This window comes from Acinetobacter sp. 1294596 (assembly GCF_000582925.1).
GTDB classification, from domain to species: Bacteria; Pseudomonadota; Gammaproteobacteria; order Pseudomonadales; family Moraxellaceae; genus Acinetobacter; species Acinetobacter radioresistens.
Genome location: NZ_JFCC01000032.1, coordinates 22375 through 35635, shown reverse-complemented (window position 1 = coordinate 35635; position 13261 = coordinate 22375). Strand labels below are relative to the sequence as shown.

The following is a 13261-nucleotide window of genomic DNA, read 5'->3' as shown; positions in this document are numbered from 1 at the left end:
GGGCGGTAAGAAAAAGAATGGGCATTGTTTTACCGCTGCTACGAATATCATTGATAATATTCCAACCATTTAGTCCAGGTAACATCACGTCTAAAATAATTAAGTCATACTCTTCAGAAAGAGCTTGATGTTTACCCGTTAACCCATCTGTAACCCAGTCCGTAATATAGCCAGCTTCGGATAAACCTTGCTTGAGATAATCACCAGTTTTTTGTTCATCTTCAACTAATAGTATTCTCATTTCCGAATCCTAAGTCATTCATTAAAACTATAATAACGTTATAAAACATCTGATCGAGATAGATTACAAAAATGTCATTTTCAAGTCACTTAGATGTTCAGTGCTTCACTTTATTGTAGTAGCAAGAAATTAACTTTTAGAGAAACTTATGAAAACTGTAGTGCGTCGTAGTCTAACAATTTTAATGTGTGCTGGAACTTTAATTGCTGGTACTCAATCTTGGGCAAAAGATGTATCAACCTCAAGTGCCACTAAAACGGTAAAAGCACAGGAACCTTGTACAAAACCTTGTAAAATGGAAAAAGATGACAAGACTCAGCAAGATCATAGTCAACATCAGTCTCCTAACTCATCTGACATGTCAAAAATGGATCATTCTATGATGAATATGGACCATTCTAAAATGGATCATTCAAAGATGAATATGCCTGGTAGCAATAAATAATTTTATAAATAGCGAGAAAGAAGTATTAAAGTTTATACTAAATATTTGCTTTATTACTTCAATCTTGACCTTTCTAAAGGTGAGATAGAATGTCAAAAAAGTTAAGTCATATACTCTTAATTGGAGTTGGTTTATTTTCATCAACTTGGGTAATGGCGGCAGTTAAAGAATATGATTTAACAATCGCTGAACAAACTGTAAATATCACAGGAAAACCAGTTGAGAGAATTACTGTAAATGGTAAATTCGTTGCACCACTTCTTGAATTTGAAGAAGGTGATGAGGCCGTTATCCGTGTTCACAATAAGTTAAAAAATCAGGACTCTTCAATCCATTGGCATGGCTTATTATTACCTGGAATTATGGATGGTGTACCTGGATTTAACAAATTTAATGGCATTGCCCCTAATAAAACTTATGAATATAAGTTTAAAGTCCGCCAAAATGGTACTTATTGGTATCATTCACATAGTAAAGGACAAGAACAAGACGGTTTATATGGTGCTTTTGTTATTTATCCTAAAGATAAAACTCCACTAACAGCTGCTGAAAAAACCGATAAAGATTACGTTGTTTTGCTTTCTGATTTTCATAATTCAACAAGTGATCAAATTATGAAAAATCTTAAAAAAGAAGCAGATTACTATCAGAACCGTCGCGAAACAGTATTCGATGTATTAAAACAAGTTAAACGTGATGGATTAAAGGCAACTTGGCAAGACCGCTCTATGTGGAATCAGATGCGGATGTTGAAAACAGATATGTCCGATGTGACTGGTTATACATTTTTAATGAATGGCAAAACACCTCAGCAAAACTGGACCGGTAACTTCAAAGCTGGTGAAAAAGTTCGCCTTCGTTTTATTAATGCTTCCGCTATGTCATTCTTTGATGTACGCATTCCAAACCTAAAAATGACTGTAGTCAGTGCTGATGGTCAACCTGTAAAGCCCGTTCCTGTAGATGAGTTCCGTATTGGTACTGCTGAAACCTATGATGTCATTGTGGAACCAAAACAAGCACATTACCAAATTGAAGCTGAATCTATTGATCGTACCGGTTTTTCAGTGGGAACATTACATGAAGAAAGCAGCCCAGCAGTCAAACAAATTGAGATGCCTAAATCTCGCCCTCGTGCTTTATTAACTATGGAAGATATGGGGATGAGCCATGACATGTCATCTATGAAAGATATGAATCACGATATGTCTTCTATGAAAGGCATGAATCACGATATGTCTTCTATGAAAGGTATGGATCATGATATGTCTTCAATGAAAGATATGAATCATGATATGTCTTCTATGAAAGGCATGAATCACGATATGTCTTCTATGAAAGGTATGGATCATGATATGTCTTCTATGAAAGGTATGGATCATGATATGCCGATGAATAGCGCTACTGTTAAGGCGGCTTCAGACAAGAATGATAATACCGTATTTGGATGGGCAAATGCTTCAACACCTGAAGGTAATAAAGCATTGCAATATAGTGATTTGCAATCGTTAGATCCTCAAAAAGACACTCGTGCAGCTGAACGTGAAATAGAGATCCGTCTTGGTGGAAACATGGAGCGTTATATTTGGACAATAAATGGTAAAAAATTTAATGAAGCCGACCCACTAGTGGTGAAGTATGGTGAACGTATTCGCTTAAAATTTGTCAATGACAGTATGATGGCTCACCCAATGCACTTACATGGCATGTTTATGCAGCTTGAGAATGGTCAGGATCCAAGCAATATGCCAAACAAACATACGGTAATTGTTCCACCTGGGAAAACGATAACCACTCTACTCACAGCTGATGAGTTAGGTGAGTGGGCTATTCATTGTCACCTGCTTTACCATATGAGTGCAGGAATGATGAATAAACTCATTGTAGCTCAAGTGGAAGATGGTAATTCTACAAAGACTGTTCCTCAGTCCCAAGTAAATGAGAAGGGAGTAAATCCACATGCACATCACTAATAATTTGTTTTCAAAAACAACTTTGATGATTGCGCTATTTGGATTATCAAATCTAACGTTCGCTAAAAATGAAACTCCTGTACAAGACAGTAATATTACAAAAAATATGAAAATTCTTTTACAGGAATCTGGAGGATTAAAGTATTCCCTTCAAGAGCGTTATCCAGAATATTATTCAATGGAAAATGCGGATATGGGGGATAAGAGTGTCCAGATTGCGCTTGAGAACTCTAACTCACCTCATGACAATCATCTTAAAGAACATGGTGGACAAATTTATCAAACGACAAAATTTGAAAATGAATGGATGGTTGATGAAGACGGTAAGGGCAACCTAGGAACAAAGTTTGAAACTTTAATTGGAACAGATGAAAATCGTCTATTTATTGAAGCCAATTCGGAAAAGTCAGAAAGTAATGATCCAAAATATGCTGTATCAGCACTTTATAGCCGTAACGTAGCCCCATTTTGGGATGTACAAGCTGGGGTAAGATATAGTGAAAATAAAAATAATAGCAGCAGCGATCGAGTGGATGGGGTTATTGGTATATTAGGTCTAGCTCCTTATTTCTTTGAAACACAAGCATATCTTTATGGCGGTGAGAATAATTTTTGGGGAGCAAGTTTTGAATTAGAACGTGATTTGCTTTTAACTCAGAAACTTATTACTCAACCTTATATCGAAGCAGATGTAATATTTAGCGATGATTCTAACTATGCTGCAAAATCAGGTTTATCAGAACTAAAAACTGGTATCAAAACCCGATATGAGATTACTAAGCGAATTAAACCTTTCATTGATGTTGCTTACCAATATGAAAAAGGACAGAAAGCCACTTCTATGCAAGAGGCAACAGAGTCTGAAAAGGGATGGAAATATGGTGCAGGCATCGAATTAGTTTTTTAAAATAGTATGATTTGGATTCATGAATGGTAGCTTCGGCTACTATTCATGAATTATTACTATTTATTTTCGAATCTGTAAAACTAAAAAAGCTTAATTTTTGGTCTATTTTTATGCAGTGGTTAAAAACATGCTTATCGCTGTTTTTATCGTTTGCTATTCTTTTAGTAGGATCGGCTGCTACTACTTCGTCTGTACATCATCGGTGTTTAATGCCATCTGAATAGATGCATGTGGCATAGCCGTCTTCATCGATTTGAATCCTAAAGTGGCCCTAATGATCCGCTTTAGCTTGCCATGATTACATTCGATCACGTTATTTTTATACTTAACCTGCCTGTGCTCAAGATCTGGTGGACATTTTCTTTCCCATTTTAACCGTGACAAAGCACCTCCATATGTGTGCTTTATCTGTATCTATCACTTGTGGGGCCTTCCTTTGCCAGAAGATGCGGATACTGAGCATCCAAAAGTAAAAGAACTGCATGAGCTTCTTGCATGGTCTGAAGGTATGGTCTGGTGTTCACCTGAACGTCATGGTTTATGAGTTCCATTTTTAAATCACAAATAGACTGGATTCCACTTGCAGGAGGAGCAATCCGTGCTACCCAAGGTAAAACCCTTGCCTTGATGCAAGTCAGTGGTGGATCACAGTCATTTAACAGCCTGAACCAGATGCGTATTTTGGGGCGGTGGATGCGGATGATCACCATTCCAAATCAGTCTTCAATTCCGAAAGCTTTCTTGGAATTTGAAGAAGATGGACGAATGAAGCCTTCAGCTTTCTATGACCGGATTGTGGATGTCATGGAAGAGTTATTTAAGTTCACTCTACTGACTCGTGGTCAAAGCAAATACCTGACTGATCGTTATTCTGAACGCAAGGAATCGGCTGAAGAGTTGTCCAAGCGTGTAAATCAGCGCAGTTTATAAATGCTGGATGGTATTAAATACTGCGCCTCATTGCCAGGTCAGTAACACTTTTATGCTGTACCGATGAAGTGCTGTTAAAGGTACAATGAATATTGTAAAAACCCAGTCTTCATGATTGGGTTTTTACATTAAAGAAGTCAGAGATAAATAAGGAAAAGGTGAAGGCTTTGAACCAGAAACGGCACTGTTGCAAATAGGCTGACATGATAAGCTAAATATCTTATTTATTTCGAGATACAGCAGATGAATCCCTTCCACGGTCGGCACTTTCAAGGTGAAATCATTCTTTGGGCTGTTCGTTGGTATTGTAAATATGGCATCAGCTATCGTGAACTTCAGGAAATGCTCGCTGAACGTGGAGTGAATGTTGATCACACCACAATTTATCGCTGGGTTCAGCGTTATGCTCCAGAAATGGAAAAACGTTTACGTTGGTATTGGCGTAATCCTACAGATCGACATTTATGGCATCTGGATGAAACTTACGTAAAAGTGAATGGCAAATGGGCATATCTATACCGTGCAGTTGACCAACGTGGCCATACTCTTGATTTCTATCTTTCTGCTAGACGAAATACCCATTCAGCTTATTGTTTTCTTGGTAAAATTTTGAATCATGTCAAAAAATGGCAGATTCCACGAGTCATAAACACTGATAAGGCTCATACCTATGGCCGTGCTTTGTCGCGACTAAAACAGGAAGGAAAGTGTCCTGAAGACCTGGACCATCGACAGATTAAATACAAGAATAACGTGATTGAATGTGATCATGGCAAGCTCAAACGGATCATCAAGGCTACGTTGGGATTCAAGTCTATGAAAACGGCTTATGCCACAATTAAAGGAATTGAGGTTATGCGTGCTCTACGCAAAGGACAAGCTTCATTATTTTATAACGGTAATATTCTAGGAGAAGTTTGGCTAGTAAATAGAGTTTTCGGTCTCTAAGCTTTTTTGAAGGGAAAATCATCGACTCAGATCCCTATTTGCAACAGTGCCGTTGTTAGTGGTTTGACCCACTAACAACTAACACGTTGGCTATTCATTGAGTAAATCCTAAACTCAACTAATTCTTTTATTTATCAGACAACCATTTTTCGACATTCGACGGCACATTCACGGCAAGCATCAGCACATTGCTGGCAGTGTTGATGCTCATGTTGGCTACATTCATCTGCACAGTATTCACAAGCCTTGGCACAAAGCTCACAAATTTCTTTCATAAAAGGAGATTCATTTTGCTGCATACGAGCACAGAGCTGACAAATATCTGCACAATCTAGACAACGCTGAATACATTCTCGCATCATCTCCAGATTTTCTTCTTTTAGACAGGCATTTGCACAACTGGCACAGGTAAGGTAACAGCTCATACATGCCTTTGCGCAATCTGAAAATTGGATATCGTTCATCATACTTACCTAAAGTCACTTGATTTAGGAATAAGCTAATCAAAAAAAAAGATATACACTAGGACGATTAGGTAAGGGAAAGTAAAATAGTCATAGATTTTGTTAAATGGTTTTAGATGCTGGCTTTGAGTGATTTAGCTGCTCATGTATTCAGGCACTGTTGCAAATAGGCTGACATGATAAGCTAAATATCTTATTTATTTCGAGATACAGCAGATGAATCCCTTCCATGGTCGGCACTTTCAAGGTGAAATCATTCTTTGGGCTGTTCGTTGGTATTGTAAATATGGCATCAGCTATCGTGAACTTCAAGAAATGCTCGCTGAACGGGGTGTGAATGTTGACCACACCACAATTTATCGTTGGGTTCAGCGTTATGCTCCAGAAATGGAAAAACGCTTACGCTGGTATTGGCGTAATCCTACAGATTTACATTCATGGCATATGGATGAGACTTATATCAAAGTGAAGGGGCGATGGACTTACCTGTATCGTGCAGTTGATCAACGTGGTCATACGATTGACTTTTACCTTTCCGCTAGACGGAACAGTAAATCAGCCTATTGTTTTTTAGGAAAAATCTTCAATACGGTGAAAAAATGGAAAATTCCACGGGTCATCAATACAGATAAAGCAGCGACCTATGGCCATGCTTTATCACGGTTAAAGCGAGAAGGAAAATGTCCAGTAGATATTGAGCACAGGCAGATTAAGTATAAAAATAATGTCATTGAATGTGATCATGGTAAGTTAAAGCGGATCATCAGGGCCACATTAGGATTCAAATCTATGAAGACGGCTTATGCCACAATCAAAGGTATTGAAGTCATGCGTGCACTACGTAAAGGACAAGCATCGTCATTTTATTATGGTCAGCCTCAAGGTGAAGTGTGTCTAATCAACAGGGTTTTCGGTCTCTAAGCACTTTTAAAAAGGAACTTCATCGACTCAAATCTCTATTTGCAACAGTGCCCCCTTAGCAATGGCAGCTATAGTTCAGTTCATTGGGAATAGAAATGAACAAGCAGAAAAAGTGGCTGAAAGCCTAAACTTATTTCCTGTACCTGCCACAGCCCTAGTTTTGTTTATCGTCCTAGCATCAGTTATGCCTCAAATTGGGCTTGCAAAAAGTGCAGCTCTTCAAGCTTTACCAATTTATATTTCTTTTGCCATTATTGCTCCATTCGTGGGTTGGATAATTGCTCGTATTTTTCGATTAGAATCTGGCTCTGCTAGTGCTGTGTCCTTTTCAGCATCATATAGAAATTCATTTGTTATTCTTCCATTAGCTTTTGCAATTCCGGGAAGTATGCCCATAATTCCTGCTGTAATCTTGACTCAGACTATCGTTGAACTATGCTTTTTACCAATCTATATTCGTCTGATACCTCGACTATTCAAAACCTAGAGATTTAAACATTTAAGTAGTTGTTATAGTTAGATAAAAGTATTCAGAAGCCCACGCTTACATCGAGTAATTTAATAAAGGGGGGGGAGCTAGCTCCCCCCTCTTTTATTCATTTGCTAATTAAAACTTACTCGCAACTTGATATGTGATGAATGAAAAGATGTAGGCTAATGCAAACAAATAAGTTGCCATAATGATGGGCTGTTTCCAGCTGCCAGTTTCTCGTCTAATTGTTGCTAACGTAGCAAGACAATGGGGAGCAAAAATAAACCATACCAATAATGATAAACCTGTGGCTAACCCCCATCCATCCGGGCCTGAAATTTGACTTAACAGACTTTGAGTTACTGTATCTTCATCACCTGACATCGCATAAATCACCCCAAGAGCAGCAATTACAACTTCCCTTGCTGCCATAGCAGGAATGAGTGCAATACATATTTCCCATGTAAACCCAATAGGCGCAAATATAGGATGAATTAAATGTCCTAACTGACCAGCTAAACTATAGTTAATGGCCGGCATGCTTGCATTATCTGGTGGTTGAGGGAACGTGACTAGCACCCATAACAAGATAGACAGTGCGACGATAATGCCACCAACTCGTTTTAAGAAAATAGTTGCCCTATCATATAAGCCTAATGCAATATTTCTAATATCTGGAATTCGGTATGTGGGAAGTTCAAAAATAAAAATACTTTCAGTTTTATCTTTTCGAACCAATTTCAGAAACACTGAAACTAATAACGCTGAGACTATTCCCGACATATAAAGACCAAAAAGGACTAATCCTTGCAGACTTAACCAGCCGTAGATTAATTGGTTCGGAATAAATGCCGCGATCAATAAAGCATATACTGGCAATCTTGCTGAACAGGTCATCAAGGGTGCAATCATAATTGTTGCTAATCGGTCCCGTTCAGAGCTGATACTTCTGGTTGCCATAATTCCGGGAATCGCACAAGCAAAACTGGATAGCAGAGGAATAAATGAACGGCCGCTAAGCCCGGCTTTAGACATTAATTTATCTAAAAGAAATGCTGCTCGGGGTAAATAGCCTGACTCTTCAAGCATTAAAATGAAGAAGAATAAAATCAAAATCTGAGGCATATATGCAAGCACGCTACCTGCACCAGCAATTACCCCATCCACAACCAAGCTTTTTAATAGAGGATGTTGGATTAGTGGTCCAATAAAATCACTGAGCCATGCGACAAAATTTTCAATGAATTCAATAAAAGGCGTTGCCCATATAAATACCGCCTGGAACATCACAAACATGGTTAAAGTTAAGATTACTAAACCCAATACAGGATGTAGAAAAATTTTATCTAGAAATGCGGTTCTTTTATCACCACTGTCATTATTTAAAATAACTTGTTTGGTGATTTGTTTGACCTGTTCAAAATGACTTAATTCAGAATGATAAGGAGTAATAAAAAGATTTTTTTGATCTAATTGATTAATTAAATCTTGAATTCCTTTTGTTTTAACTGCGACAGCTTCAACTACAGGGATACCTAACAGTTGAGACAGTTTATCCTTATCAATGGAAATACCACGCTTTTTGACCTCATCCATCATATTTAATACAAGAATCATAGGGCGATTTAGAGCACGAACTTCGAGAACCAAGCTCAAATGTAAGCTTAAATTTGTGGCATCTACAACGCATATAAAAATATCGGGTAGAATTTCACCTTTTAGCTCGCCCAAACAAACTGCCCTGGTGACTTCTTCATCTAAACTACCAGGTTTTAAACTGTAAGTTCCGGGTAAGTCCAATACTCGTATTGCATCACCAGAAGGTAATTTAAAAGAACCTTCTTTTCTTTCTACGGTAACCCCAGCATAGTTGGCAACTTTTTGTCGCGTACCAGTAAGCGTATTAAATAAAGAGGTTTTTCCACAATTTGGATTACCGACTAATGCAATGTTCTTAATCTTCATTGGATACTAACTCTACAAAAATTCTTTCAGCTTCATTCTTTCTTAATGCGAATCTTGAAGTTTCAATTTGAACTAAAACAGGATCTCCGCCAAAAACACCTTTAGCGAGTACTTGTAGAGTTTCACCCTCTCTAAAACCTAATAGTTGGAGCCGTTCCAATACGGGATCAGTGGTATGACTGTATTGATTACCTTTTTTGAGATCTCTAATTTTGACGATCTGATTTTGTTTAACTTGAAATAGATTCATTTTCGATACTCTTACTTCAAAGCCAAAATCTTTCGAGCGCCATTAAGCACGAATAAAGAAACCAGGATGCCAATGATTAAGTCTGGGTAAGCTGATCCCGTCCACGCCACGAGTACACCGGCAAATATAACGCCCATATTTACGACAACGTCATTCGCCGAGAAAATCCAACTGGCTTTCATATGTGCGCCATCTTCTCGATGACCAGAAATAAGATATAAGCATGTCACGTTAGCTATAAGTGCGAGCAGGCCAATAACAATCATGAGCGTTGATTCTGGCTCGCTTCCAAACATGAATCGTCTAATGACATCAATAATCACGATGACAGCAAGTAATAACTGAATCCAACCTGCGAAATGGGCTGCTTTCACTTGATATTTCGCAGCTTTTCCGACGGCATATAGCGCAATACCATAAACGGCTGCATCGGCAAACATATCTAGAGAATCAGCAATCAATCCTGTAGACGCAGCAATAATTCCGCTGATGAATTCTATAAAGAAAAGTAGAGCATTAATGCCTAATAACAGTTTAAGTACTTTAGCTTGTCTCACAGGATCAGGTTCATTAGGTACATCGCCTGAAGAAAGCTGTGTTTCATCAAGTTTCGCCCCAAAACCCAGTCCTTCAAGTTTGGCCGTAATTTGCTGACTCCCTTCATTATGGAAGACTTTCAGTTTTCGATTGGGAAGATCAAAAGTAAGACCTTTAACTGCTTCAATATCTGCAAGAGCCATACGGACCATTTGCTCTTCAGCAGAGCAATCCATTTTAGGAATGGTGTAGGTACTTGTTTGCTTAGCTTGTTGATTGCTTATATAAGTTTCAGTCTTCACAAGCTTTGCACCAAAACCCAAAGCTTCAAGTTTGGTAGTTATATTTTCATCTTTTTGATTATGTAGAACCTTTAAAGACCGGTTAGGTAAATCAAAGATGAGTTTTTGAACACCATCAATTGAAGATAGCGCCATACGAACCATCTGTTCTTCCGCAGAACAATCCATTTTGGGAACTAAGTATTCACTCATGTAGTGCGAATTTTTTAAAACGTCTTCAGTGCTTAAATTTTCTTTGGGATCAGAACCACAACAGGATTGAGCGGTATCTTCACAACTGTTTGAAGTGTTACAGCAAGGAGATGAAGATTTTTCTTCTTCCTCTTCACCACAACAGCTAAGCGTATTATTACAATTCTTTGAATTGTTTGCTTCTGCAATTGATGGATGATTTTCTTGTTGAGATTTCTTATCTTTGCATGGTGTTTCTTTACTACATCCACAACCACTCATAATTATACCCATTAAAAAAATTTATAAACTTTGAATATTAGAATCCCTATAGTTACTATAGAGTCAAGATTTTTTGGAAATACCAACTCAATGCATTTAAAAATTGGTGAACTCTCTAAAAAAACCTCATGTTCAGTATTAACAATTAGGTTTTATGAAAAGGAAGGTTTAATTCCGGAACCCGAAAGAACGGAAGGAAATTACCGCCTTTACGATATAGGCTATGTTGAGCGAATTAAGTTTATTTTGAATTGCCGAACTTTAAATATGAGTTTGAATGAAATTCGTCAATTACTCACCTATAAAGATAATCCCAAGAAAAATTGTTCAGATGTGAATGAATTAATTGACTTACATGTCAGTGCTATCAGAGAAAATATAATCAAGCAACAAAAGCTTATTGAACAATTATCTGATTTAAGAGGTACTTGTGATGGTTTATGTACAATTGACCAATGTGGAGTTCTAAAAAATCTAGCTTGATTATCTAGACCTATGCTTTTTCAAAAACTCTGTATATCTTTACTTAAGGCTGCAAAAAGATTAAGGTGACTTAAATTTTGTGATCAGATCTTAGATAGCTTTGGTTAGCTTCCGATTGGTGTTTTAAATACAGATTTGTGTATGAAGAGAAAAACATTTCTAATCCAGATATTGGTACTCTTATTCACATTCCAGAATATTTGGAGTGTGGCAGAGGCTGCTTGTCTGCATGAAATGCCAAACATACCCAATTCAATACTCTCTAATCCAATCGATTTAGACGAAAAGAGTGATAGTCCTCGTCAAGCACTTTATTCCCTAGAAAACTATAAAGAAATCTATGACTATTGTCAGAAGGTTTGTTTTAACGAAAAGTGCAGTCATTTCTCAAATACAATCGTGATTCAGATTGACCCACCCGATGATCTGAAGCTTAAAGCTAATTTTGAGACCGGCATTACCCCAACTTATTTGGGAATAACTTTTTATAAACCCCCTTATCTGGATCAATTAACCCCGCCTCCCGATTTGCCCCTACTATTGGTGGGGTAGTCTTATAAAAGCCCACCACTCCTAATTTCATTATGCGTGGGGCATTTTCATGTCAAAAAACAAATTACATCAGGATACCTCCATCCTGAATTTATCCTGGTCAGCCTTAGGTAGCGGTATCTTGCTATCTGCAATGATCAGCTTCAGTACTTCCGTAGTCGCCAGTACTCAAGATTTAACGCTGCAGCAAGCTATTGAGCAGGTTAACCAATATCAAGCGTCCCAAAATTTCTGGGAAACGCAAAATAGTATTAATGCCACGAATCTTCAGCAAAGTAAGCTGTTTAAAAATCCTGAACTGTCAGTTGAACAAACGGGATTTGGTTCAAATAATGAAAAAGAGCTTGCCATCGGTATATCACAACCTTTGGATATTTTTGGTGAGCGAAGAGCAAACCAAAAATTAGCCAGTCTCTCTACAGATAAAACAGCGCTGAAACAGAAGATTTATCAAGCACAAATTGAGCTTGCAGTGAAATATGTATGGTCACAACTGGCCATTGCTGAACTTGAAAAAAACATTGTCAATGAACAACTTCGGGTGAGCCAAGAAAACCTTCAAGCAATCGAAAAGCGCTTTAATGCAGGCAGTATTGCCCAAGTAGATGTAAATCGCGCACGTTTAAGCCATGCTGAAAATATCCGTCTTTTTAGACAGGCAGACTTACAGGTACAAGTGGCCACCCAACAATTATCAAATTTATGGGGAACCTCTGATAAGTCATTGCAGGTAAACCTCTCTTCACAAAAGCTCTGGCCAAAATCGACTCATGAACAGGTTCAAGAATATTTAGCGGAAAACTACGTTGAGAAATATCGAGCTTTACTGGTATTAGAGTCTCAAGCAACGGTTGATCAACTAAGGGCAAAGGCACGTCCTAACCCCACTTTAAACCTAGGTGTCAACCGCACCCAATCCTTGGAAAACTCCACACAAAATCAATTAGTAGTCGGAGTCAGTGTACCGCTTAATATTTTCGATCGTCAGCAAAATGGCATAAAAATCGCGCAAGAAAAAATGAACTTATTAGAGCGTCAGAAAGAGTTTTATCTGAAGCAAAATGCGCTGCAAATAGGCACAATTTTAACCGAGTTGCAGGGTTTAGAGCTGCAATTCAAAGTCGTTGACGAGACTCAAATTCCTTTGGCGACTCAAGTTCAAAGTAAGACGCTACAAGGTTTCTTGGCAGGCAAGTTTGCTTTAACCGATGTTCAGCAAGCCACGCTTCAATTACAAGACATCCGTCTGCGTAAAGTCCAGTTGTTACGGGATGGCTGGCAAAAGGCCATTGAAGCAGAAAGTTTGAGCTTAGGCATTAGCCCAAGTGAAGTCATGTCGAAAGATGCTATTGCACAAATCAATCAAAACTTATGGCAAGACATACAGGCCATGCCTGTCATTGGTGGGGGAAATTAAC

The 13261-nt window shown here is 38.1% G+C and carries 15 protein-coding genes and 2 pseudogenes; 11 read left to right on the top strand and 6 right to left on the bottom strand.

Annotation, left to right across the window (positions count from 1 at the left end; genetic code table 11):
* The coding region (locus J502_RS11330; protein ID WP_034684154.1) for a response regulator at positions 1-241 on the bottom strand (241 nt) is incomplete at its 3' end.
* Between the two features lie 148 nt (positions 242-389).
* Between J502_RS11330 and J502_RS11325 the strand changes: the two genes are divergently transcribed.
* The 4 genes and pseudogenes from J502_RS11325 to J502_RS16655 all read left to right on the top strand — a co-directional run.
* Complete coding sequence (locus J502_RS11325) at positions 390-686, top strand: hypothetical protein (protein WP_005006338.1); 297 nt, start codon at positions 390-392, stop codon at positions 684-686.
* Positions 687-775: 89 nt separating this feature from the next.
* On the top strand, positions 776-2659 hold the full coding sequence (locus tag J502_RS11320; RefSeq protein ID WP_005404763.1) for a copper resistance system multicopper oxidase: 1884 nt from the start codon (positions 776-778) through the stop codon (positions 2657-2659).
* Entirely contained in the window at positions 2646-3566 is a 921-nt protein-coding gene (locus tag J502_RS11315; protein ID WP_004281863.1) for a copper resistance protein B, read from the top strand. The genes J502_RS11320 and J502_RS11315 overlap by 14 nt, the downstream gene beginning before the upstream one ends.
* 23 nt (positions 3567-3589) lie before the next feature.
* Positions 3590-3787: pseudogene (locus J502_RS16655) on the top strand (hypothetical protein); the annotation flags it as partial.
* Between the two features lie 16 nt (positions 3788-3803).
* Here the strand turns inward: J502_RS16655 and J502_RS11310 are convergent.
* Positions 3804-3996, bottom strand: a pseudogene (locus J502_RS11310) (DDE-type integrase/transposase/recombinase); the annotation flags it as partial.
* 110 nt (positions 3997-4106) lie between these two features.
* On the opposite strand from J502_RS11310, the gene J502_RS11305 reads away from it, so the two are divergent.
* Both J502_RS11305 and J502_RS11300 read left to right on the top strand, forming a co-directional pair.
* Entirely contained in the window at positions 4107-4496 is a 390-nt protein-coding gene (locus J502_RS11305; RefSeq protein ID WP_416419357.1) for an NAD(P)H-dependent oxidoreductase, read from the top strand.
* Positions 4497-4739: 243 nt separating this feature from the next.
* Positions 4740-5444 (top strand): IS6-like element IS1007 family transposase, encoded by a 705-nt coding sequence (locus J502_RS11300; RefSeq protein WP_001067793.1) that lies wholly within the window; start codon positions 4740-4742, stop codon positions 5442-5444.
* A gap of 134 nt (positions 5445-5578) precedes the next feature.
* On the opposite strand, the gene J502_RS11295 is transcribed toward J502_RS11300, so the two are convergent.
* On the bottom strand, positions 5579-5908 hold the full coding sequence (locus J502_RS11295; RefSeq protein WP_026055492.1) for a four-helix bundle copper-binding protein: 330 nt from the start codon (positions 5906-5908) through the stop codon (positions 5579-5581).
* A 216-nt stretch (positions 5909-6124) separates the two neighbouring features.
* Here J502_RS11295 and J502_RS11290 point away from each other — a divergent pair, with 216 nt between their 5' ends.
* Positions 6125-6829, top strand: a complete 705-nt coding sequence (locus tag J502_RS11290; protein ID WP_005264342.1) for an IS6-like element IS1008 family transposase — start codon at positions 6125-6127, stop codon at positions 6827-6829.
* Positions 6830-6890: 61 nt separating this feature from the next.
* On the top strand, positions 6891-7316 hold the full coding sequence (locus tag J502_RS11285) for a hypothetical protein (protein ID WP_004897257.1): 426 nt from the start codon (positions 6891-6893) through the stop codon (positions 7314-7316).
* Between the two features lie 120 nt (positions 7317-7436).
* Here the strand turns inward: J502_RS11285 and feoB are convergent, their stop codons facing one another.
* The 3 genes from feoB to J502_RS11270 are packed head-to-tail and all read right to left on the bottom strand — an operon-like array spanning position 7437 to position 10808.
* Complete coding sequence (gene feoB, locus J502_RS11280) at positions 7437-9266, bottom strand: ferrous iron transporter B (protein WP_005404762.1); 1830 nt, start codon at positions 9264-9266, stop codon at positions 7437-7439.
* Positions 9256-9516 (bottom strand): FeoA family protein, encoded by a 261-nt coding sequence (locus J502_RS11275; RefSeq protein WP_004665962.1) that lies wholly within the window; start codon positions 9514-9516, stop codon positions 9256-9258. Before J502_RS11275 ends, feoB begins: the two co-directional genes overlap by 11 nt.
* An 11-nt stretch (positions 9517-9527) precedes the next feature.
* Positions 9528-10808 carry a cation efflux transmembrane domain-containing protein gene (locus tag J502_RS11270; protein WP_004781070.1) on the bottom strand — a complete coding sequence of 427 codons (1281 nt, stop codon included), beginning with the start codon at positions 10806-10808 and terminating at the stop codon, positions 9528-9530.
* Positions 10809-10898: 90 nt separating this feature from the next.
* Between J502_RS11270 and cadR the strand changes: the two genes are divergently transcribed.
* The 3 genes from cadR (at position 10899) to J502_RS11255 (ending at position 13260) form a co-directional block, all read left to right on the top strand.
* Positions 10899-11291, top strand: coding sequence for a Cd(II)/Pb(II)-responsive transcriptional regulator (gene cadR / locus J502_RS11265; protein ID WP_004281856.1), 393 nt, complete (start codon positions 10899-10901; stop codon positions 11289-11291).
* A 141-nt stretch (positions 11292-11432) separates the two neighbouring features.
* Positions 11433-11843, top strand: coding sequence for a hypothetical protein (locus J502_RS11260; RefSeq protein WP_004733191.1), 411 nt, complete (start codon positions 11433-11435; stop codon positions 11841-11843).
* Between the two features lie 49 nt (positions 11844-11892).
* On the top strand, positions 11893-13260 hold the full coding sequence (locus tag J502_RS11255; RefSeq protein WP_005404760.1) for a TolC family protein: 1368 nt from the start codon (positions 11893-11895) through the stop codon (positions 13258-13260).
* Position 13261: the final 1 nt, after the last annotated feature.

Coding starts and splice junctions, on each gene's coding strand:
- J502_RS11325 (WP_005006338.1), top strand. CDS start 390: ATGAAAACTGTAGTGCGTCGTAGTCTAACAATTTTAATGTGTGCTGGA.
- J502_RS11320 (WP_005404763.1), top strand. CDS start 776: ATGTCAAAAAAGTTAAGTCATATACTCTTAATTGGAGTTGGTTTATTT.
- J502_RS11315 (WP_004281863.1), top strand. CDS start 2,646: ATGCACATCACTAATAATTTGTTTTCAAAAACAACTTTGATGATTGCG.
- J502_RS11305 (WP_416419357.1), top strand. CDS start 4,107: ATGAGTTCCATTTTTAAATCACAAATAGACTGGATTCCACTTGCAGGA.
- J502_RS11300 (WP_001067793.1), top strand. CDS start 4,740: ATGAATCCCTTCCACGGTCGGCACTTTCAAGGTGAAATCATTCTTTGG.
- J502_RS11295 (WP_026055492.1), bottom strand. CDS start 5,908: ATGAACGATATCCAATTTTCAGATTGCGCAAAGGCATGTATGAGCTGT.
- J502_RS11290 (WP_005264342.1), top strand. CDS start 6,125: ATGAATCCCTTCCATGGTCGGCACTTTCAAGGTGAAATCATTCTTTGG.
- J502_RS11285 (WP_004897257.1), top strand. CDS start 6,891: ATGGCAGCTATAGTTCAGTTCATTGGGAATAGAAATGAACAAGCAGAA.
- feoB (WP_005404762.1), bottom strand. CDS start 9,266: ATGAAGATTAAGAACATTGCATTAGTCGGTAATCCAAATTGTGGAAAA.
- J502_RS11275 (WP_004665962.1), bottom strand. CDS start 9,516: ATGAATCTATTTCAAGTTAAACAAAATCAGATCGTCAAAATTAGAGAT.
- J502_RS11270 (WP_004781070.1), bottom strand. CDS start 10,808: ATGAGTGGTTGTGGATGTAGTAAAGAAACACCATGCAAAGATAAGAAA.
- cadR (WP_004281856.1), top strand. CDS start 10,899: ATGCATTTAAAAATTGGTGAACTCTCTAAAAAAACCTCATGTTCAGTA.
- J502_RS11260 (WP_004733191.1), top strand. CDS start 11,433: ATGAAGAGAAAAACATTTCTAATCCAGATATTGGTACTCTTATTCACA.
- J502_RS11255 (WP_005404760.1), top strand. CDS start 11,893: ATGTCAAAAAACAAATTACATCAGGATACCTCCATCCTGAATTTATCC.